Source organism: Achromobacter spanius, from assembly GCF_039673305.1.
GTDB lineage: Bacteria > Pseudomonadota > Gammaproteobacteria > Burkholderiales > Burkholderiaceae_B > Achromobacter > Achromobacter spanius_F.
The window spans coordinates 178,702-199,331 of record NZ_JBDJLJ010000005.1 but is presented as its reverse complement, the minus strand read 5'-3'; the positions used below and the strand labels follow the sequence as shown (position 1 = coordinate 199,331).

The following is a 20,630-nucleotide window of genomic DNA, read 5'->3' as shown; positions in this document are numbered from 1 at the left end:
GCGGCGCGCAGCGGCTACCTGGGCCGGCGGGCCTGCGCCGCCTGCGCCAGCACCGGGCGCAGGTAGCCCAGGAAGCGGTCCGGGTCTTCGCTCATGGGAAAGTGGCCCATGCCTTCCATGATCTGCCATTGCGATCCCTGGATGCGCCCGGCCAGGAATTCGGTGTCCTGCGGCGTGCAGGAATAGTCGTATTCTCCGGTCAGCAGCCAAAGCGGACAACGCCGGGTGTCGATGCCGGCCACGCGGTCGCGGATGTCGCCGTCGGCCGTGTAGAAATGCAGGTCGCCCTTGAACACGCCCGGCCCGCCCTGCATGTAGTGCCACAGGGTTTCCCAGCGATGCTTGTCGGGGCTGCCCGGGCCGACCAGGCCCGACACGATGCCGGCGCAGACTTCGCCGCCGTGCACGTCGGGCCGGTTCAGCCATTCCAGGTCGTAGTACGGATCCACATGGGCGCCGGACTGAAGGCCGATCGCGCCGCCGAAGCGGTCTGCGTGCTCCAGCGCCAGATGCAGCACGATGCGCCCGCCGATGGAGCAGCCCATGACCAGCGGCCGGTCCAGTTCCAGGGCATCGGCCACCGCGATGATCGCCTGCGCGTAGTCCTGCGACGTCAGCCGGTAGGTTTCCTCGTGCCAGCCTTCGGGCGGCGAGGACTTGCCGTGCCAGGGCAGGTCGAAGGCGATGACGCGGAACGATTCCAGGATGCCGGGGTCGTTCATCACCGCGCGATATTGGCGCGAGTCCGCGCCGGCGGTATGCAGGCATAGCAGCGGCGTGCCGCTGCCGGCTTCCTCGACGTACACGCGATGCGGGCGTCCGCCCAGCGTCAATTGCAGATAGCGGCCGACGATCGGCTCGAAGACAGCGGGTCGCGCATTCACAGGGTCGCTCCTTCGGCGCGCGGGCAGGCCAGCACGTCCTTGAAATACAAGAGATTGGACATCAGCGGATAGAGGTCGCCCTCGGCGCGCAGGCGGCGGAACTTCACCAGCGCCATCAGGTCATGAAAGCCGGGCGGCGGCGTGGGGCGCCAGAACTGCGCCCAGTCGGCGGCGGCCGCGCGCAGGGCGAACTGCCAGCGCGGCATGACGAAGGGGCCGCGGCGCACGTCCTGTATGCGGCCCGAGGCCACCGTGATCAGGTAGGCGGCGTCGCCGCACTCCAGCAGGAACACGGTGTTCAGGTGCCGGCCCCGCCACACCAGGCGTTCCCGCCGGTTCACGGCGTCCGCCAGGCGGTGAAGAATGAAATCGTCGTCTTGCATGGTGCTGTCCTTTACAAGGGCGGTACGTCCAGGCGGTAGATGCCGTCGCCATCGCCGGCGCGCGGATAGCGCTCGGCCACGGCGGGATCGTGGCCGGGCACGATGTGCGCCTCGGAATCCGCCAGGGTCCGGATGCGCGCATAGCCCTGCAGCATATCGCCCAGGTGGAAGATGGCGGGAAAAGGATTGCTGTCGGTGTAGTTGCGGTAGTAATGCAGGGCGTCGGACGCCAGCACCACCCACCCGCGCGCGGTGTGCACGCGCACCACCTGCAGGCCGGGCGTGTGGCCGCCGACGCGGTAGAGCTCCAGCCCCGGCGCCAGCGCCGCGTCGCCGTCATGGAAGCGCACGCGCCCGGCGTACACCTGGCGCACCACCGACTGCACGTCGTCCACCGAGAAAAAATGCCGCATCGATTCGAAGCACATGTAGCGGCCGGTGGCGTAGTGCATTTCGGCCTCCTGCAGGTGGACGCGGGCGTTGGGGTAGGCCTCGACATTGCCGGCATGGTCGTAGTGCAGGTGGGTCAGGACCACGTCGCCGATGTCCCCGGGCGCCAGCCCCAGCCGCGCCAGCGCCGCGTCGGGCGCCAGCGTGAACGCCCGGTCGCGGGCGCGTGCCGAGCAGGCGCTGAACCCGGTGTCCACCAGCACATTGCCCGCCGGACCCCGCAGCAGCCAGCAATAGAAGTCCAGGGGCATCGGCCCGTCGTGGATATCCGCGCGCGACAGGAAATTGTCGGCCGCGCGCCGCGTCACGCTGGCGTAGCGGATCGCGTAGGCCTCGTAGGCGGGCAGGACGCCCGCCGCCTGCGGCGCGGGCGTCATTGCCTGACCAGCTTGCACTGGCTTTCGGACAGGGGCATGAACGCCTGGTCGCCCGGCACGGTCTTGACGATCTTGTAGTAGTCCCAGGCAGCCTTGGATTCCTGGGGCGATTTCACCTCCACCACATAGGTGTCGTGGATGAGCTTGCCGTCTTCCCGCAGGCGGGCGTTGCGCGCGAAGGCGTCATGGATCGGCATGCCGCGCAGCGTCTTCATGACGGTGTCCACGTTGTCGGAGCCCGATTTCTCCACCGCCCGCAGGTAGTTCAGCACGGCGGAGTACTGGCCGGCCTGCAGCGCCGTCGGCATCTTGCCGGACGCCTTGAAGAAGCGCTGGGCGAAGGCCCGGGTTTCGTCGTCCATGTCCCAGTAGAAGGTTTCCGCGAAGGTCATGCCCTGGCCGGCGTCCAGGCCGACGCCGTGCACGTCGGTGATGCTCATCAGCATCGCCACCAGCTTCTGCCTGGCCGCCAGGCCGAATTCGCGCGCCTGCTTGATCTCGTTCTGCAGGTCGGCGCCCGCGCTGGCGAACGCCACCGCGTCGGCCTTGCTGGACTGCGCCGACAGCAGGAAGGAGGCGAAGTCGTTGCCCGGAAACGGATAGCGCGAGGAACCCGCCACCGAGCCGCCGCCGTCCTTCACGAAACGCATGCCGTCGTTTTCCAGCGAGTGCCCGAAGGCGTAGTCGGCGGTGACGAAGTACCACTTCTTCGCGCCAGCCTCGACCAGGGGCAGGGTGCCCACCTTGGCGAGCGCGTAGGTGTCATAGACCCATTGGACGTTGTTGGGCGAGCAGTCCTCGCCCGTGATCCGGGTGGCGCCCGCGCCGGTCACCATGGTCATGCGGCCTTTTTCGCGGGCGATGTTCATGACGGCCAGGGCGACGGCGCTGTTGCCCAGTTCCGTCACGACGTCCACTTTCTCGCGGTCCATCCATTCGCGGGCGCGGCTGGCGGCCACGTCGGTCTTGTTCAGGTGGTCGGCCGACAGCATCTCCACCGGCTTGCCCAGCACCTTTCCGCCGAATTCCTCGATCGCGAGCTTGGTCGCCAGGACCGACCCCGGCCCAACGTTGCCGGAATACGCGCCCGACATGTCGGTCAGCACGCCGATGCGCACGACGCCGTCGGATATGCCGTCCGACGCCTGCGCCGCGCCGGCCATGGCGGCCATCGCGATGGCGGCCGTGATCTTCTTATGCATGGTCTTCTCCTTTGGATGGTCCGGCGGCGCGGTCGATCGCCGCGCCGCTCGCGTAACGCCGGCGGCCGCGAGGGGCCGCCGGGTGGCTACATTTGGCTCACATACTTGACCTGCATGAATTCCTGCAGGCCTTCCACGCCGCCTTCCTTGCCCAGGCCGCTGTCCTTGACGCCGCCAAAGGGCGTCTCGGGCAGCGAGGCTTGGCAGTGGTTGATGCAGACGACGCCGCTTTCGATGCGTTCGGAGGCGATCCGCGCGGTGGCGGCGTCGCGCGTGAATACGTAAGAGGCCAGCCCGAAGGGCAGGCGGTTGGCCTGTTCAAGGGCCTCGTCCGTGTCGCGGAAGGGCTGCACCAGCGCCAACGGACCGAAGGGCTCGGTGTTGGCGGCCAGGCATTCCGGCCCCGCGTCGCGCAGCACCGTCGGCGCCCAGAACCAGCCGGGCAGGTCCAGGCGCTGGCCGCCCGCGGCAAGCCGCGCGCCATGCCGCAGCGCATCGGCCACCATCGTTTCCATGGCGGCCAGCCGCCGGGGGTTGGCCAGCGGGCCCATCTGCACGTTGGCGTCCAGTCCGTTGCCCACGCGCCAGCCACGGGCGCGGTCGGCCAGGCGCTGCACGAAGGGCTCGTACACGCTTTCGTGCACGTACATGCGGGTGGGCGATGTGCAGATCTGCCCGGAATTGCGCAGCTTGGCGGCCAGGACGGCGTCCGCCGCGCTGGCCGGATCGGCGTCGCCGAACACCAGCACGGGCGCGTGGCCGCCCAGTTCCAGCGTGGCGCGCTTCAGGCCGCTGGCAGCCATCACCGCCAGTTCGCGGCCGATGGACGTGGAGCCGGTGAAGGTCACCATGCGGATGACGGGAGACGCGATCAGGCGCCGGGAAATCTCCCCGGGGTCGCCGAACACCATGTTCAGCACGCCGGCCGGCAGGCCGGCATCCGTCAGCGCACGGCCGATCTCCAGGGCGATGGCGGGCGTTTCCTCGGAGGGCTTGATGACGATGGAGCAGCCCGCGGCCAGGGCGCCGGCGATCTTGCGCGACGGCGTGATCGCCGGGGCGTTCCAGCCCGAGAAGGCCGCGACCGGGCCGACGGGCTCGGGGATGGCCATCTGGCGGATGCCGCCGACCCGGCCGGGGATCAGGCGGCCGTAGGTGCGCCGCGCTTCCTCGGCGCTCCACTCGAACATTTCGGCGGCGGTGGCGACTTCCTTTTCGGATTCGGCCAGGGGCTTGCCCAGTTCGCGCGTGATCAGCCAGGCGAGCCGCGCCGTGCGCTCGCGCATGCGCGTGGCCGCGCGGCGCAGGATCGCCGCCCGTTCCAGCGGCGCGGTGTCGCGCCAGCCTGGAAAGGCGCGGAGCGCGGCCTCGAGGGCTTCGTCGATGTCGTCGGTCGACGCCACGGGCAGGCGGCCCAGCACCTCCTGCGTGGCGGGGTCGACGACTTCCAGGCCGGGCCTTTGGCCGGCGGGGACGGCGCGGCCGCCGATGAGCAGGGTCAGTTCGGGATATTCCATCTAGTCCGCCTTTGCGATGTGGCTGGCCTGCATGACCTGCGCCCAGCGCTCGGTCTGCGTGCCGATGTGTTTGGCAAAGTCCTCGGGACTGCCGGTCATGGGGTATTGGCCCAGCTTGAGCAGCGCGTCGCGCGCGTCAGGGGTGCTCATCACCTTGTTGATCGCGGCGTTCAGGCGCTGCGTCACCGCGGGCGGCACGCCGGCGGGCGCCAGCACGCCGTTCCAGGGCTCGGCCGTGAAGCCGGGGATGTCCGCCGCCTGCGCCACCGTCGGCACGCCCGGCGCCACGGAGGAGGGCTGCGCCGCGGCGATGCCCAGGGCGCGCATCTTGCCGGCCTGCACCTGCGGCATGGCGGCGATCGCGCTCAGGAACGCCATGTCCACGCGCCCGGCCACCAGGTCGGCGATGGCCGCCGAATCCCCCTTGTAGGGGACATGGGTGATGTCCGCCTTGGTGGCGCTCTTGAACCATTCGCCGGCCAGGTGATTCACCGCGCCGCTGCCCGCGGACGCGAACGTCAGCGCACCGGGCTTCTTGCGCGCCCCGGCGATCAGTTCCTGGACGCTGTGGTACGGCGAGCTCGCCGGCACGACCAGCAGATAGGGATAGCTGGCCACCAGGGCGACGGGCTGGAAGTCCTTCAGCACCTGGTAGTCCACTTTCTGTTTGTAGACCGGCTCGATGGAGAGCGTGCCGCTGCTGCCCAGCATCAGGGTGTAGCCGTCGGCGGGGGCGCGCTTGACCGCCTGCACGGCCACGACGCCGTTTGCGCCGGCGCGGTTCTCGACGACGATGGTCTGGCCAAGCTCGGTCTCAAGCTGGCGCGCCAGGTAGCGGCCGACGGCGTCGGTCGGGCCGCCGGCGGTGAAGCCGATCACGAGCGTGATCGGTTTTGTCGGGTAATCCGCCGCGGCGGCATTGAAGCCGATCGTGACGGCAAGCAGGGGCAAAGCCCACCTGCGCAGCATGGGTGTCATGGTTGTCTCGGACAGGAAAGGGGCGGCGCATGAAGCGCCGGGGGGCGCTTACGCGTAGCCGCGCTCGATCAGCTTGACCATCACCGGGTAGTACTCCTTGACGTAGCCGGCGGCACGGGTGCGCTCCAGCAGGTCGTGGGTCAGCTTGGCCGCGCGGGCGTCCACGTCGCCCTGGCTGGCCAGTTCCAGCGCAAGCAGGATGTCCTTGATGGCGTACTCGGTCGGGAAAGTCTTCTCGGGGAAGGCCTGCGCAGCCAGCGCCTTCTGGCCCGGGTTGCGCAGCACGAAGCTGTCGGCCGAACCCTTGCTCAGCGCGTCCAGCAAGAGCGCGCCGTCGACGCCGGCGCTGCGGCCAATGGTGATGGCCTCGGCCAGCGCATGGACGGTCATGAACACCACCATGTTGTTCATGATCTTCACCACCTGCCCGTTGCCGGTGCCGCCGCACAGCAGCACGTCGGTGCCCATGCAGGACAGGTAGGGCAGGACCGTGTCGTAGTCCTTCCGGGTGGCGCCCACGGTGATCATCAGGGTGCCCAGGCGCGCGGCCTCGCGCATGCGGGCCACGGGGGCGTCGATCAGCAGGATGCCGTGCCCGCGCAGCGTCTCGGCCAGCTGGCGGGTGCGCGTGACGTCGCTGGTGCTCATGTCCACGACGATGCGCACGCGGCCGGCGGCCTCGACCAGGCCGCCCGGCCCGGTGCACACCTGTTCCACCTGCACGATGCTGGGCAGGGACAGGAACACGATCTCGGCGCTTTGCGCCACCTCGATGATGGATGCGCAGGCATGGGCGCCCAATGCGCCGATGCGGGCCACGGGTTCGGGGCTGATGTCCGTCACGTAAACCGGGTGCCCGGACTTGCGCACGAGGTTGGCGCACATGGGTTCACCCATGACGCCCAGGCCGATGAAACCCAGCGGGGTCTTGGTCTCGCTCATTACTTCCTCCTTGGGATTGCGTCTGTTTTTTTGGTCTTGCCATGCAGCTTACGGACTGCGCCCGAGCGCCGGTATGAAAAATTGGCAAAGCAAGTTTCTCCAATTCCGTCCCCTGCGTATCAAGAACGCTCGTTTTCCTTTTTATCAATCCTCGGACGGCGGGGCCGCCTAGAGTGATCGGCAGAACATCGCGGCCCGTTTGTTGCGCCGCAATAACTCCGGAGAGACAAATGCTGCTGGACTCCATCGCCGCCTACGGCGCCAAAGACGCGGTGGGCGCGCTGCCCGACGAGGTCATCCATTACGCCAAGCGCGCCTTCCTGGACTGGCTGTCGGCGCTGTATCCCGGCACCCGCGCCGCGCCATGCCAGCAACTGTTGGGCGCGCACGGCGCCGAACTCGGTTCGGGCGCGTCCAGCCTGCCGGGCTGCGCGACCACCGCCTTTGCCGCCACGGCGGCCTGGATCAACGGCAGCGTGTCGCATGCGGTGGAATTCGACGACATCTTCCGCGACGCGATCTACCACCCGGGCTGCCCGACCATCGCCGCGGCGCTGGCGCTGGCCGAGGAGCACGATGCCGGCGGGCTTGCGCTGCTGCAGGCGATCGTGGTGGGCTACGAGATCTCCACGCGCATCGGCGCGGCGGTGCAGCCCGCCCATTACCGGTATTTCCATACGACGGGCACCGTGGGCTGTTTTGGCAGCGCCGCCGCCGCGGCAGCCTTGTGTGCGCCGGGCGACGCGCAGGTCATGCTGCACGCGCTGGCCACCGCCGGCACCCTGGCCAGCGGCCTGCAGCAGGCCTTCCGGTCGGATGCCATGAGCAAGGCGCTGCATGCGGGCCACGCCGCCGAGGTCGGCGTGCGGGCTGGGCAGGGCGCCGCGCACGGCATCACGGGGGTGCCGGACATCCTGGAAGGCGAGGTCGGCTTCGGTGCGGCCCTGGCGCGGGACCCCGACTGGTCCGTCGCCACGGCCGGGCTGGGCGAGCGTTACAACATCCTGTCCATCACGCAGAAAAACCACGGCTGCTGCGGCCACACCTTCGCCGCGATCGACGCCGCGCTGGCGTTGCGCGAACGCGGGCTGCGGCCGCAGGACGTGGCCTCGCTGCGCGTGGACGCCTACCAGACGGCGCTGGACGTCACGGGCAATTTCCAGCCGGCAACCGCCTTCGAGGCCAAGTTCAGCCTGCCGTACGTGGTGGCGCATGCGCTGGTCCACGGGTCGGTAAGGCTGGACGCCTTTGGCGACGAGCGCCTGCGCGACCCGCAGGTGCGCGCCCTGATGCAGCGGCTGGATCTGCGGGCAGACCCGGCATTGACCGCCGGATTTCCGAAGATGCGCGCCGCCCGGCTGACTGCCACGACGCACGGCGGCAAGGTGCTGGAACACCATGCTCCTTACCGCAAGGGCGATCCCGAATCGCCGCTGTCGGACGCGGACCTGAACGACAAGTTCGCCGAACTCGCCGGCCCCGTGCTGGGCCGCGCCCGCGCGCACGCGCTGCGCGACGCGGTCTGGCGCCTTGACGCCATGCCGGTGCGCGCGCTGCGCCTGGCGGCCGACATGCCCCAGCCTTGAATTCCCACTCCCTCCGGCCTTTATGACGACTGCCACCTCCATGTCTTCCACTTCCTTCGCCGACGCGCTGCTGTCCCCGCGCGCCATCGCCCTGGTGGGCGCTTCGGGCGACGCGCGCAAGAACACCGCGCGCCCGCTGCGGTTCATGCGCAAACACGGCTACACCGGCGCCATCTATCCCATCAATGCCGCGCGCGCGGACATCCTGGGCGAGCGCGCCTATCCGTCGCTGGCCGGGCTGCCCGGGCCGGTCGACCACGTCTTCATCATGATCCCGGGCGACGGCGTCGCCGCCTTGCTGCCGGACTGCGCCCGGGCCGGCGCACGCATCGTGACGGTCTATTCCGACGGCTTTGGCGAGACCGGGCCGGACGGGTTGGCCCGGCAGGCGGACCTGGTGCGCCAGGCCCGCGAACTGGGCCTGCGCCTGCTGGGCCCCAACAGCATCGGCCTGGCCGACCTGCATGCCGGCTGCATCCTGTCCGTCAATGCCGCCTTCGAGGCCGACACGCTGCTGCCCGGCAACATCGCGCTGGTGTCCCAGAGCGGATCGATGATGGGATCGCTGCTGTCACGCGCCGCCGCGCGCGGCTTCGGATTCTCGAAGTCGGTGTCCGTGGGCAATGAAAGCGACATCACGGTCGGCGACGTGGTGGGCGCGCTGGTGGACGACCCGCAGAGCGAAGTCATCCTGCTGTTCCTGGAAACCCTGCGCGATGCGCCCGAGCTGGCCCGCGCGCTGGCGCGCGCGCGTGACGCGGGCAAGCCGGTGATCGCCTACAAGCTGGGCCGTTCCGAGCAGGGCGACGCGCTGGCGCAATCGCACACCGGCGCCATGGCCGGCAACGACGCGGCCGTCGATGCCTTCCTGAAGGCGCACGGCGTGATGCGGGTCCAGCACCTGGAGACCCTGTTCGAGATGGCGCCCCTGGCCGCGCGCTACGCCCGTCGCCCGCGCGCGCATGCGCCGGACGATGCCGTGGCGCGGGTGGCGGTCATCACCACCACGGGTGGAGGCGCGGCGACGGTCGTCGACAACCTGGGCCTGCGCGGCCTGGCGGCCGTGGCGCCGCCGCCCGATTTCGTGCGCATGATCGCGGAGCAGGGCCTGAAGATCCGCGAGACGCCCGTCATCGACCTGACGCTGGCGGCCACCAGCGCGCAATACAAAATGCTGCTGGAAGCGCTCCTGCGCGCCGACTGGTGCGACGCCGTGCTGAGCGTCGTCGGATCCTCGGCGCAGTTCCATCCGGGCCTGGCCGTGCAGCCTCTGCTGGAGGCCGACAAGCCTGCCGGCAAGCCTCTGGCGGTATTCCTGGCGCCGGAAGCGCCCGAGTCGCTGGCCTTGCTGCGGCAGGGCGGCATCGCGGCCTTTCGCACGCCGGAAGCCTGCGCCGACGCGCTGTCGGTGTTCTTCATGCCCGCCGGCGCGCCGCCCGTCCAGGGCGCGGGCGTGGCCTGGCCGGACGGCCTGCCGCGCCGGGGCATGCTCAGCGAATTTGAAGCCGGCGCGCTGTTCCGCAGCCTGGGGGTGCCCGTCGCGCAGGGGGAGCTGCTGGCGCCCGGTGCGCTGGCCCATGCCGTTCCGTACCCGGTCGTCGCCAAGGTCTGCTCGCGCGACCTGGCCCACAAGACCGAGCTGGGCGCCGTGCGCGTCGGCATCGCCGACGATGCGGCCCTGGCTCGGGCCGTGGACGAGATGCGCGCGGCGGTCCTGCGGCATGCGCCGCACGCCGCGGTGGACGGCATCCTGGTCCAGCCCATGGAGAGCCGCCTGATCGAACTGATCCTGGGCTACCGGCACGACCCGCTGGTCGGACCGACGGTGCTGCTGGGCGCCGGCGGCATCGCCGCCGAACTGGCGCCCGACTATGCCCTGTGCCTGGCCCCGGTCAGCGTGGAGGAGGCTCGGGGCATGATCCTCGACGTGCGCCAGACCCGGCTGGTGCGCGGCTTCCGCGGCCTGCCCGAAGGCGATTGCGAAGCGCTGGCCCACGCCATTGCCGCGTTCTCGCGGCTGGCGCTGATCGCCGGTGCGCGTGTCGAGGAAGCCGAAATCAACCCCTTGTTCGTCCGCGCCGATGGCGTGGTCGCCGTGGACGGCCTGGTCCGCCTGGCCTGACAGGCCGTCCGCATTCCCATTCTTGCCACAGGAAACATAAGATGGACTTCAAACTGACTCCGGAACAACAGGACTTCCAGACGGCCGTGCGCCGCTTTGCCGACCGCGAACTGCGCGACGGCGCGGTGGAGCGCGCGCATTCCGACGACTATCCCTGGGACATCGCCCGCAAGATGGCCGGCCAGGGACTGCTGGGCATCACCGTCGCGCAGGAAGACGGAGGCGTCGGCGGCTCGCTGATGGACGCCGTCATCGCCATCGAGACCGTGGCGTCCGTGTGTCCGCGCAGCGCCGACGTGGTGCAGGCCGGCAACTTCGGCGCCATCCGCGTGCTGGCCGAGTACGGCAGTCCGCTGCAAAAGCAGAAGTACCTGACCGGCCTGCTGGCCGGCGAAGGGCTGATCTCGGTGGGCATGACCGAGCCGGACGCCGGCTCGGCCGTGACCGAACTGAAGACCAGCGCGACGCGCGCCGACGGCGGCTGGCGCATCAACGGCACCAAGATCTTCACCACCCATGGCCCGCACGCCAGCGTGATCCTGGCCTACGTGCGCTTCGGGCCGGGCACGGGCGGCATCGGCTCGGTGCTGATCGGCACGCGGGACGAAGGCGTGAAGCTGGGCAAGCGTTCGGCCTTCATGTCGGGCGAGGAATGGGTCGAGATCTTCTTCGACAACGTGTTCGTGCCGGACGACATGGTCGTGTTGGGCGAGGGCGGCTTCAAGAAGCAGATCGCGGGCTTCAACGTCGAGCGCATCGGCAATACCGCGCGCTCGCTGGCGCTGGGCCGCTATGCGTTCGAGGAAGCGCGCAACTGGGCCCTGCAGCGCAAACAGTTCGGGCGCCTGCTGTGCGAATTCCAGGGCCTGCAGTGGAAGTTCGCGGACATGCGCATCAAGCTGGACGCCGCGCAACTGCTGCTGTACCGGGCTGCGACCGGCGCGGACACCGGTTTCCCGTCCGCCACGGAAACCGCGATCGCCAAGGCCTATTGCAACCAGGTGGGCTTCGACGTCGCCAACGACGCCCTGCAGGTGCTGGGCGGTCTGGGCTACAGCCGCGAGTCCCTGGTTGAATACTGCGTGCGCCGCTGCCGGGGCTGGATGATCGCCGGCGGATCGATCGAGATCCTGAAGAACCGCATCGCGGAAGGGGTCTTCGAGCGCAGCTTCCCGCAGCGCCCGCCGCGCTGAACGGGCAGGCCCGGCGCAGCCGAGCCGTCAGCGCCTACTGCGCGCGCGGGGGCGCATAGGTCCCCATCAGTTCGACGATCCAGTCGATGAAGGCGCGCAGCTTGGCGCTGACGTGGCGGTTGGGCGGAAACGCCACGTACATGGGCATCGGGTCGAGCTGCCAGTCCTCGAAGACGGGCGTGAGCTCGCCGCGCGCGGCGTGGTCGCGGGCCATGTAGTCGGGCAGCCATATCACGCCCATGCCCGCCAGGCCGGCGGCCAGGTAGGCGTTGCCGTCGTCCACCGCCAGGATGTAGCGGCCATGCACGTTGACGCTGTCGTCGCCGCGGCGCATGGCGTAGGGCAGGGCCCTGCCGGTGCGCGCCCACAGGAAGCCGACGATGCGGTGGTGCGAATCTTCAAGGTCGCGCGGGTGCGCGGGCGTTCCCGCGCGTTTCAGGTAGGCGGGCGCGGCGTAGACGCCCAGCCGCAGGTCGCCGACGCGGCGCGCCATCAGGGACTGGTCCGCCAGCTCGCCGCCGCGCACCACGCAGTCGACGTTCTCGCCGATCAGGTCGACGATGCGGTCGCTGACGCCCATGTCCAGCTGGATGTCGGGATAGCGGGCGTGGAAGGCCGGCAAGGCCGGCACCAGCACCATGCGCGCCAGCGGGCTGGGCACGTCCACGCGCAGGCGGCCGCGCGGCGCCTCGGACGCGCTGGACAGGCTGGTCTCGGCATCGTCCATGTCGGCCAGCAGCCGTATCACGCGGTCGTAATAGGCGGCGCCGTCGGCGGTGACGTTGACCTTGCGCGTCGTGCGGTTCAGCAGCCGGACGCGCAGCCGCGCCTCGAGCTGCTGCACTAGCTGCGTCACGGTGGTCTTGCTCATGCGCAGGGTCTCGGCCGCCTTGGTGAAACTGCCGGTCTCCACCACGCGCGCGAAGGCGGTCATTGCATCGAAACGGTCCATGGCGGCTCCAGTGCGTTCGGTGATTGTTTGGATTCTACAAATAGTGCTGGGTGAAGTCGGCCGTTTATCCGGCGGGCGGGGGCCTTTAGAGTTTCCTCATGGTCAATACGGGCTGGTTTCGGCCCACACTTGGAGATTCCTGATGACGACCCGCGATGTTGTGTTTCCCCCGACCCGCCACGCGCTCTACGAGCGCAACCGCTATTCCCCGGCGGTCCGTTCCAATGGCTTCCTGTTCCTATCCGGCCAGGTCGGCAGCCTGGAGGACGGATCGCCCGAACCCGATCTGCGCAAGCAGGTCCGGCTGGCGTTCCAGAACCTGAACGCCATCCTGGAGGCGGCGGGCATCACCTTCGACGATGTGGTCGACGTGACCGTCTTCATGGTCGATCCGCAGTCGCAGTTCGAAACCATGTGGGAAGTGGTGCCGGAATTCTGGGGCGCCGCGCCGCATCCGACGATCACGGCCGTGGGCGTGACGTGGCTTTACGGTTTCCAGTTCGAGATCAAGGTGATCGCCAAACTGCCGGAGGGCGCCGCGGCGTGACCCGGCGAAAAACACGCTGGCGGCCCGCCGATCGCGTCACGGCCTGCGGAACACGACGACCTTGCTCGTCAGCTTCTGCAGGGCCTCGTCGCGCTGGTTCGACGTGACGGATTCCACCACGACGATGGCGCGGTCGGGTTTGGAGCGCGACGGCGTGATGCTCAGCACGGTGCTCGTCACCTTGACCACGTCGTCGGGGCGGGTGGGCTGGGGCCAGGCGACTTCGGCCCCCGCGCCGATCACGCCCTGGGCGACGGGAAAGCTTTCGACCAGCAGCTTCATGGTCAGGGCCGCCGTGTGCCAGCCGCTGGCCGCAAGGCCCTGGAACAGCGTGTCGCGCGCGGCCTGCGCGTCCAGGTGGAAAGGCTGCGGATCGAACTGGGACGCGAAGGCGATGATCTGCGCGGCATCCAGGGCATGCGTCTTGCTGACGAAGACGTCTCCGACGGCCAGGTCTTCCAGGTAGATCAGCGGCGGGTTCAGGTTTTCTTGCATGCCGGGGCTCCAGGCGTGTGTCTGCGTGGACGAATTATGTGCGCACGCCCTGCGGCGCGCAACGCGGCGCGCGGCGCCCGGTTTGCGCGCCGCGCGGGCGGGGACGATGACCGTCGGGGATTTCAGGTCCATAATCGGCATGTCGAGTTTATGGATGGCGAGCCATGGCAGAAACCACACCAGCGGCACAAGAGGTCCGGCCGCTCGAGATCGGCGACATCACGGTCATCGACAACACCAAGCTGAAGAAGGCCGTGACGGCCGCGGCGCTTGGCAATGCGATGGAATGGTTCGACTTCGGCGTCTACGGCTTCGTGGCCTTCGCGCTGGGCAAGGTGTTTTTTCCGGATGCTTCTCCCGCGGTGCAGACCATCGCGGCGCTGGGCACGTTCTCGGTGCCATTCCTGGTGCGGCCGCTGGGCGGCATCTTCTTCGGCGTCATGGGCGACCGCTTCGGGCGGCAGAAAGTGCTGTCGCTCACCATCATCATCATGGCGATCAGCACCTTCTGCATCGGGCTGATTCCGTCGTACGAGACCATCGGGCTGTGGGCGCCCATCCTGCTGCTGCTGTGCAAGCTGGCGCAAGGCTTCTCGGTGGGCGGCGAATACACCGGCGCGGCCGTCTTCGTGGCCGAGTACGCGCCCGACAGGCAGCGCGGCTTCCTGGGCAGCTGGCTGGACTTCGGCTCCATCGCCGGCTTCGTGGTGGGCGCCGGCATGGTCGTGCTGCTGCAGACCATGCTGGGCGACCAGACCTTCCTGGACTGGGGCTGGCGCATTCCGTTCTTCGTGGCCGGGCCGCTGGGCCTGCTGGGCCTGTACCTGCGCCATGCGGCCGAGGAAACGCCGGCCTTCACCCAGCAGCTCGAACGCATGGAAAAGGAAGACCGCGACGCCGTGCAGGAAAAGCCCACGGTGTCGTTCCGCGAGATCTTCGCCAAGTACCGGCGCGCGCTGCTGGTCAGCATCGGCGTGGTGCTGGTGACCAACATCACCTACTACATGCTGCTGACCTACATGCCCACGTACCTGTCGGGCAGCCTGGGCTACACCGAGGGCCACGGCGTGCTCATCATCGTGGTGGTCATGGTGGGCATGCTGTTCGTGCAGCCTGTGGTCGGCTTCATCAGCGACAAGATCGGCCGCAAGCCCTTTCTGCTGGCGGGCAGCCTGGGCCTGCTGGTGTCGGCGATCCCGGCGTTCTGGCTCATCGGCAGCGACAACACCGGCCTGATCTTCCTGGGCCTGCTGCTCATCGCCGTGTTCCTGAACTGCCTGATCGGCATCATGGCGGCGACGCTGCCGGCGCTGTTTCCCACGCGCATCCGCTACAGCGCGCTGGCCAGCTCGTTCAACGTGGCCATCATCTTCGCCGGGCTCACGCCCACGGTGGCCGCGTGGCTGGTGGAAGAAACCGAGAACCTGATGATGCCGGCCTACTACCTGATGGCGGCGTCGGTGATCGGGCTGATCACATCGTTCTTCCTGCCCGAGACGGCCAACCGGCCGCTGCGCGGCGAAACGCCCACCGCGTCCAGCCGCCGCGAGGCCAAGGTGCTGCTGCAGCAGGCCTACGAGCACATCGAGCAGAGCGTGCAGGATGTCGACGCCGAGATCGCGGCGCTGGAAGAGAAGCTCGAGGCCCTGAGAGTGCGCCGCCAACGCCTGGCGGACCGGCATCCCGACATCGAATGAGCGCGGGTGTCGCGCTACGCCAGCAAGGCCAGGGCTTGCGCCAGCGAGAGCACCGTGGTGCGCGACGCGAATGCCGTGGAAAACAGGTGTTCGTGCACGACCTCGTCGGGATCGAAACAGCAATCCTTGATCGTGTACAGGCGGTAGTCCGCGTCGCTGGCGTAGGCGACCGACGACAGGACCACGCCGGTGGAGGCAATGCCCACCATGATCAGGGTGTCGATGCCGCGGGCCGACAGCCGCACGTCGAGATCCGTGCCGTAAAACACGCTGGCGCGGTGCGCGATGATGAGCGGTTCGCTGTCGCGCCGCCCGAGTTCGGGCGCGATCTCGTCCGCGGTGAACAGGCCAAGATCCCGGATGCCCAGGCCGTTCTTGTTCAAGGGACTGACTTCGGGATAGCCCGGGCTGAACCGGATCTGGGCGAAGCAGACCAGGACGCCCGCGCGGCGCGCGGCATCGCAGAGTTGGCGGGTGTTGGACAGCAGGGCGGGCGCGGCGGTGGAGAACAGGCGTGTGATGTCGGTCTGGTAATGCATCACCAGCAGGGCGGTTTTTTTCGGGTCGATCGCAGTGCTTGGCGGCATGGAGTCTCCTGGGGAGGCGGCAGGCGTTCCGGGTGGGGGCGACGTCAACTGTAACGATAAAGACCGCAAGGATTGTCACTGTACCGCAGGCGGACGGGCTCGTAATATCAGCCAACCGACAGCGGCGCGCCGACTGCAAGCGGCAGCGCCCGCGCCTAGCGCTTAGGCAAGCGCCTGAACACAAGGACCTGATCATGACCGTGGCATTCAAGCAAGTGGACGTCTTCACCAGCGAACCGTACCGGGGCAACCCCGTCGCCGTGGTGCTGGACGCGCAGGGCCTCTCGGACGAGCAGATGCGGCGCATCGCCAACTGGACGAACCTGTCCGAAACCACGTTCGTGTTGCCGGCGACGCAGCCGGGCGCCGACTACCGCGTGCGCATCTTCACGCCGCAGGCCGAGCTGCCTTTCGCCGGCCATCCCACGCTGGGCACGGCGCACGCGCTGCTCGAGGCCGGCCGCGTCGCGGCGCGCAACGGCAGGGTGGTGCAGGAATGCGCCGCAGGGCTGATCGAATTGACGGTGGCGGCCTCGGACGGCGCCAGCCCGCTGATCGCGTTCACGCTGCCCAAGGCAAGCCTGGCGCCGCTCGACCCCGCGCAGGTGGACGAACTGGAGGCCATCCTGGGCGCCGCGGTGCTGCGAGACCCGGTTCCCAAGCGGGTCAATGTGGGCCCCGTATGGACGATTGCGCAAATGGCCAGCGCGCAGGCGGTGCTGACCCTCAAGCCCGACTTCGCCCGCATGGCCGAGTTCGACCGCGGCAACCAGGCCGCGGGCATCGTGGTGTATGGCGCATACGGCGAGGGCGCGGAATCCGCCATCGAGGTGCGCGCCTTCGCGCCCAGCCTGGGCGCCAACGAAGACCCGGTCTGCGGCAGCGGCAATGGCTCGGTCGCGGCGTTCATTCGCGACGCCGGGCAGATCGCGCAGTTCGGAACCGAGTATCTCAGCACGCAGGGCGCGGTCGTCGGCCGGTCGGGCAGGCTGCGCATTTCGTTCGACGGCGCGGACACGATACGCGTGGGCGGACAGTCAGTGACGTGCATCGACGGAAACATCGTCGTTTGAAAGGCGCCATGAGAACCGAGACTCCCGTCGCGCTGGTCACCGGCTCCACGTCAGGCATCGGCGCCGCGATCGCGCGGCGTCTGTCCAGGGACGGATACGCCGTCGTCGTGCATTCAAGAACGTCCGTGCAGGCCGGGCAGGCCTTGGCGCAGGAGCTGGGCGCCGCGGCCTACGTCCAGGCGGACCTTGCCAACGACGCCGACCGCGTCAGGCTCATCCGGGAAGCCACCGGCGTCTGGGGGCGGCTGGACGTCCTGGTCAATAATGCCGGGATCAGCCGCGTGATTCCGCACGCGGATCTCATGGCGGCCACGCCCGAAATCTGGCAGGCGCTGCACGAGGTCAATGTCGTCGCGCCGTTCCGGCTGGTGGCCGAAGCACAGCCCGCGCTGCGCGAGGCCGCCGCGCGCGGCAGGCCGGCTTGCGTGGTCAATGTCAGCTCCCACGCCGGCGTGCGCCCCAAGGGCGCGTCCATTCCGTATTCGGCCACCAAGGCGGCGCTCAACCATGTCACGCGCCTGCTCGCGCTGTCCCTGGCGCCCGACATCCGCGTCAACGCGATCGCGCCCGGCCTGGTGGACACGCCGCTGACAGCAGACTGGACCGATGCCCGCAAGCTCTGGAACGAGCGGTCCCCCATGCGCAGGGCGGCTACCCCCGAAGACATCGCGCAGGCCGTCGCCATGCTGGTGGCTTCGGACTATCTGACCGGCGAGATCCTGCTCTCGGACGGCGGATTGAATCTCACCTGAGCGGCCCGCACGTCCGTCGCAACGGGTTTTCCGCGCGGCGCATCGTGGTCTATGCTTGAACGTCGCGCATTGCATCAGGGTTTGAGCGCATCACTTTCCCTTTCAGGAGAACCAGGATGGCCAGCAAAAACACGATTTGCATCTGGTACGACGGCGCCGCGCTCGACGCCGCCACGTTCTATGCCAAGACGTTTCCGGACAGCGCGGTCGGCGCGGTCCATCGCGCGCCCGGCGACTATCCCGCCGGCAAGCAGGGCGATGTCCTGATGGTGGAATTCACGGTCATGGGCATTCCCTGCCTGGGCCTGAACGGCGGTCCCGGCGTCCAGCACAACGAGGCCTTCTCGTTCCAGGTCCTGACGGAAGACCAGGCCGAAACCGACCGTCTGTGGAACGCCATCGTCGGCAACGGCGGCGAAGAACGCGAATGCAGCTGGTGCCGGGACAAATGGGGCGTGTCATGGCAGATCACGCCCCGCGCCCTGATGGAGGCGGTCACCGACCTGGACCAGGCCGCGGCCAAGCGGGCGTTCGAGGCCATGATGACCATGAAGAAGATCGACATCGCGGCGATCTTGGCGGCGCGGCGGGGCTGACGGCGGTGCCGGAACGCGTATCCCATTGGGGACGCCGAGTTCCTTAAACCGGAAATCCTGCGGTTTGATGACTGCCTGAGACAACTGTACCTGCCGCCTGGGTTGCCCCCGGGCGGCCGGGCCCGCGCAATCCGGAAGGAGGAGCAACCGCGTTTTCCCCGTAAAATCCGGCTGCCGCCGCGATATTTCGGCGCAATCTCCTCACTGCCGAGATGTACGTCGATCTTCTCACCCTTTATTTCCTGGCCATCGGAACGCTGCTCGCCAGCGCCGGAATGATGTTCTGGGAGCTGCGGGCCAATCCCAAGCGCCGCAAGGAACTGCGGATCCTGGCTTCAGGATTCGCCACGCTGGCGATCGGCTGCGCTGCGGCGCTGTACCGCCGCGATCTGCCCGGCGTGACAGGCTCGGCCCTCAGCAACCTGGTCATCCTGGGCGGGTATATGCTGATACTCAATGGCGTGGCCGCGCTCAGCGGCCGGCACTACCGGCGCACCTCGCTGGTCATCCTGGCCGGCATGGCGCTGGTGTGGGGCGTCGGCGGCGTACGCTGGCTGGACGTCATGTGGACCTACGTCAGCTCGGTGCCGATCGCGCTCATCAGCGGCCTGACGGCCTGGGAGATGTTGCGGTGCCGGGCAATGAAGCCGCTGCAGTCGCGCTACATCGTCGTGGCGGTGGCCGGCGTGCACACCGCCCTATATGCCGCCCGCGCGTTCATCCTGCCCTGGTTCGCGACGCAGCCCGGCCAGGAGATCCAGGCGCTGGTGGGCAAACTCACCATCTACGAAGGCGTGCTGTATTCCGTGGTGCTGCCGATGACGCTGCTCAAGCTCATCCGCGACGAAACCCACGGCCAGCTGCTGCAGGAATCCCAGACCGACTACCTGACCCGCCTGGGCAACCGGCGCTGGTTCTTCGAGCAGGGCGCGCGCATCTTCAACGGCAAGGAAGGGCGGGGGGCGGTGTCGGTCCTGGCGTTCGACCTGGACCACTTCAAGTCCGTCAACGACCGCTACGGCCACCAGGCGGGCGATGAAGTGCTCAAGGCTTTTGCCGAAATCGCGCGCGAGGTGCTGGGGCCCGACGCCATACTTGCGCGGATTGGCGGCGAGGAGTTCGCCGCGCTGCTGTGGGGCGATGACGCCCCGCTCGCGCAGACACTGGGCAAGGCGGTCGCCGAGCGCTTCGCCGTTACGGTGTCGAACCGGATCGACGGCGTCGGCATCGCGGCTACCGTCAGCATCGGCCTTGCGCGCTTCCAGGGCGACGCGCCCACCATCATGGATGCGCTCGCCATCGCGGACCAGGCGCTCTACCGCGCCAAGTCGCTGGGCGGCAACCGCCTGGAACTGGCGCAGGCGCAAGCGCCTGCCGTCGTCTGAGCGTCGGCCGCGGCCTGGCCTTTCCCTGCGCCTATCGGGCGACAAACTCCTTGCGCGTGGCGTCATAGGCATAGGTGACGGCGTCGGCGGCGCCGAGCTTGCGGGTCTTGCCCGGCCCGGAGATCGTCGTGCCGGTGAACTGGACGGTCACAAGCGGCATCTCGTTGTTGCCGTTCGCACTGAAGGTCAATGCGCCGTCGCTGTGGGTACACGGCATGACGTCGCCGTCGGCGCAGGCCGGACCATTGTCCTCGCCCGTCAGGACGTTGCCGGCATAGGCCCAGACCTTGTCCTTGGATTCGTCCTGCCGCTTCTCTGGCGGCGTAAAGACCAGGAGCGTGTAGGCGCCGATGGTGATTCCGTTCTCGAAGGTCTCGGTCGGCACGGCCAGCACCAGCTTGCCCGAGGCGGTGCGGTACTCGAGCGGCTTGCGGGTCGTGTCGACCTCTGGCGCCCGTTCGTACGCGCCGAACTCGCCGATGGTGGGTTCCATGCCGCGGAACTTCCAGGGGCGGTCAGACGTGGGGTTGGCCAGGATGAAGGTGGCCTCGGACAGGTTGACGGGCGTGGTGGGCGCGATATCGTCTTCGCCGGGCTTGCCGTAGCGCTCCGCGGTTTCCCACGCAAAGCCGGTGAAATACCGGGTGCCTTCCAGTTCGAACGCATGGCCGAACCAGTAGGTGGCGATGCTGCGGTTGGCGACTTCGTAGGACGTGGCGCCCTTGCCGTCGATCTGATGGATGAAGTACAGGACGGTGCCGCCGTCGGGCGGCGCAATGGCGCCCTGGGGTTGGGCCGCTTCTTGCGGCGCGGCGTTCACGCGCGCGGGCGCATAGGCCGCGGACGTGGCTGCCAGGGTGGCGGCGGCAAGCATGCCGGCCGCCGTCTTGCGGGCGGGCCAAACCTTTGCGT

Annotated in this window: 20 protein-coding genes; 9 read left to right on the top strand and 11 right to left on the bottom strand. The window is 68.6% G+C overall.

Annotation, left to right across the window (positions count from 1 at the left end; translation table 11 throughout):
• Positions 1-14: 14 nt before the first annotated feature.
• From ABE485_RS07610 to ABE485_RS07580, 7 genes are all read right to left on the bottom strand, one after another.
• Positions 15-884, bottom strand: coding sequence for an alpha/beta fold hydrolase (locus tag ABE485_RS07610; protein WP_346514691.1), 870 nt, complete (start codon positions 882-884; stop codon positions 15-17).
• Positions 881-1,267, bottom strand: coding sequence for a hypothetical protein (locus tag ABE485_RS07605; protein ID WP_346514690.1), 387 nt, complete (start codon positions 1,265-1,267; stop codon positions 881-883). Before ABE485_RS07605 ends, ABE485_RS07610 begins: the two co-directional genes overlap by 4 nt.
• Positions 1,268-1,278: 11 nt before the next feature.
• Complete coding sequence (locus tag ABE485_RS07600; RefSeq protein WP_346514689.1) at positions 1,279-2,094, bottom strand: N-acyl homoserine lactonase family protein; 816 nt, start codon at positions 2,092-2,094, stop codon at positions 1,279-1,281.
• Positions 2,091-3,296, bottom strand: a complete 1,206-nt coding sequence (locus ABE485_RS07595; RefSeq protein WP_346514688.1) for an ABC transporter substrate-binding protein — start codon at positions 3,294-3,296, stop codon at positions 2,091-2,093. The genes ABE485_RS07600 and ABE485_RS07595 overlap by 4 nt, the downstream gene beginning before the upstream one ends.
• An 86-nt stretch (positions 3,297-3,382) precedes the next feature.
• Positions 3,383-4,813 carry an NAD-dependent succinate-semialdehyde dehydrogenase gene (locus tag ABE485_RS07590; RefSeq protein WP_346514687.1) on the bottom strand — a complete coding sequence of 477 codons (1,431 nt, stop codon included), beginning with the start codon at positions 4,811-4,813 and terminating at the stop codon, positions 3,383-3,385.
• Entirely contained in the window at positions 4,814-5,791 is a 978-nt protein-coding gene (locus ABE485_RS07585; RefSeq protein WP_346514686.1) for a Bug family tripartite tricarboxylate transporter substrate binding protein, read from the bottom strand. It lies immediately after the preceding gene.
• Positions 5,792-5,839: 48 nt separating this feature from the next.
• Positions 5,840-6,733 carry an NAD(P)-dependent oxidoreductase gene (locus ABE485_RS07580; RefSeq protein WP_346514685.1) on the bottom strand — a complete coding sequence of 298 codons (894 nt, stop codon included), beginning with the start codon at positions 6,731-6,733 and terminating at the stop codon, positions 5,840-5,842.
• Between the two features lie 230 nt (positions 6,734-6,963).
• On the opposite strand from ABE485_RS07580, the gene ABE485_RS07575 reads away from it, so the two are divergent.
• The 3 genes from ABE485_RS07575 to ABE485_RS07565 are packed head-to-tail and all read left to right on the top strand — an operon-like array spanning position 6,964 to position 11,634.
• Complete coding sequence (locus tag ABE485_RS07575) at positions 6,964-8,319, top strand: MmgE/PrpD family protein (RefSeq protein WP_346514684.1); 1,356 nt, start codon at positions 6,964-6,966, stop codon at positions 8,317-8,319.
• 40 nt (positions 8,320-8,359) lie between these two features.
• A complete protein-coding gene (locus tag ABE485_RS07570; RefSeq protein ID WP_346514683.1) occupies positions 8,360-10,441 on the top strand; it encodes an acetate--CoA ligase family protein in 2,082 nt (693 codons plus the stop codon).
• 41 nt (positions 10,442-10,482) lie between these two features.
• A complete protein-coding gene (locus ABE485_RS07565) occupies positions 10,483-11,634 on the top strand; it encodes an acyl-CoA dehydrogenase family protein (RefSeq protein ID WP_346514681.1) in 1,152 nt (383 codons plus the stop codon).
• Positions 11,635-11,668: 34 nt separating this feature from the next.
• On the opposite strand, the gene ABE485_RS07560 is transcribed toward ABE485_RS07565, so the two are convergent.
• Entirely contained in the window at positions 11,669-12,586 is a 918-nt protein-coding gene (locus tag ABE485_RS07560; protein WP_346514679.1) for a LysR family transcriptional regulator, read from the bottom strand.
• A 142-nt stretch (positions 12,587-12,728) separates the two neighbouring features.
• On the opposite strand from ABE485_RS07560, the gene ABE485_RS07555 reads away from it, so the two are divergent.
• Complete coding sequence (locus ABE485_RS07555) at positions 12,729-13,133, top strand: RidA family protein (RefSeq protein WP_346514677.1); 405 nt, start codon at positions 12,729-12,731, stop codon at positions 13,131-13,133.
• Positions 13,134-13,169: 36 nt separating this feature from the next.
• Here the strand turns inward: ABE485_RS07555 and ABE485_RS07550 are convergent, their stop codons facing one another.
• Positions 13,170-13,628: a MaoC family dehydratase gene (locus ABE485_RS07550; RefSeq protein WP_346514675.1), complete on the bottom strand. Its 459-nt coding sequence runs from the start codon at positions 13,626-13,628 to the stop codon at positions 13,170-13,172.
• A 164-nt stretch (positions 13,629-13,792) separates the two neighbouring features.
• On the opposite strand from ABE485_RS07550, the gene proP reads away from it, so the two are divergent.
• Entirely contained in the window at positions 13,793-15,325 is a 1,533-nt protein-coding gene (gene proP, locus ABE485_RS07545) for a glycine betaine/L-proline transporter ProP (RefSeq protein ID WP_346514673.1), read from the top strand.
• A gap of 14 nt (positions 15,326-15,339) precedes the next feature.
• On the opposite strand, the gene ABE485_RS07540 is transcribed toward proP, so the two are convergent.
• Entirely contained in the window at positions 15,340-15,912 is a 573-nt protein-coding gene (locus ABE485_RS07540) for an isochorismatase family cysteine hydrolase (protein WP_346514671.1), read from the bottom strand.
• Between the two features lie 194 nt (positions 15,913-16,106).
• On the opposite strand from ABE485_RS07540, the gene ABE485_RS07535 reads away from it, so the two are divergent.
• From ABE485_RS07535 to ABE485_RS07520, 4 genes are all read left to right on the top strand, one after another.
• Positions 16,107-16,985, top strand: coding sequence for a PhzF family phenazine biosynthesis protein (locus ABE485_RS07535; RefSeq protein WP_346514669.1), 879 nt, complete (start codon positions 16,107-16,109; stop codon positions 16,983-16,985).
• Positions 16,986-16,993: 8 nt separating this feature from the next.
• Positions 16,994-17,737: an SDR family NAD(P)-dependent oxidoreductase gene (locus ABE485_RS07530; protein WP_346514667.1), complete on the top strand. Its 744-nt coding sequence runs from the start codon at positions 16,994-16,996 to the stop codon at positions 17,735-17,737.
• 116 nt (positions 17,738-17,853) lie between these two features.
• Positions 17,854-18,333, top strand: coding sequence for a VOC family protein (locus tag ABE485_RS07525; RefSeq protein WP_346514665.1), 480 nt, complete (start codon positions 17,854-17,856; stop codon positions 18,331-18,333).
• Positions 18,334-18,545: 212 nt separating this feature from the next.
• Positions 18,546-19,718, top strand: a complete 1,173-nt coding sequence (locus tag ABE485_RS07520; RefSeq protein ID WP_346514663.1) for a GGDEF domain-containing protein — start codon at positions 18,546-18,548, stop codon at positions 19,716-19,718.
• 31 nt (positions 19,719-19,749) lie between these two features.
• Here ABE485_RS07520 and ABE485_RS07515 read toward each other — a convergent pair whose 3' ends face one another.
• Positions 19,750-20,592 (bottom strand): hypothetical protein, encoded by an 843-nt coding sequence (locus ABE485_RS07515; protein ID WP_346514661.1) that lies wholly within the window; start codon positions 20,590-20,592, stop codon positions 19,750-19,752.
• Between the last annotated feature and the right edge of the window lie 38 nt (positions 20,593-20,630).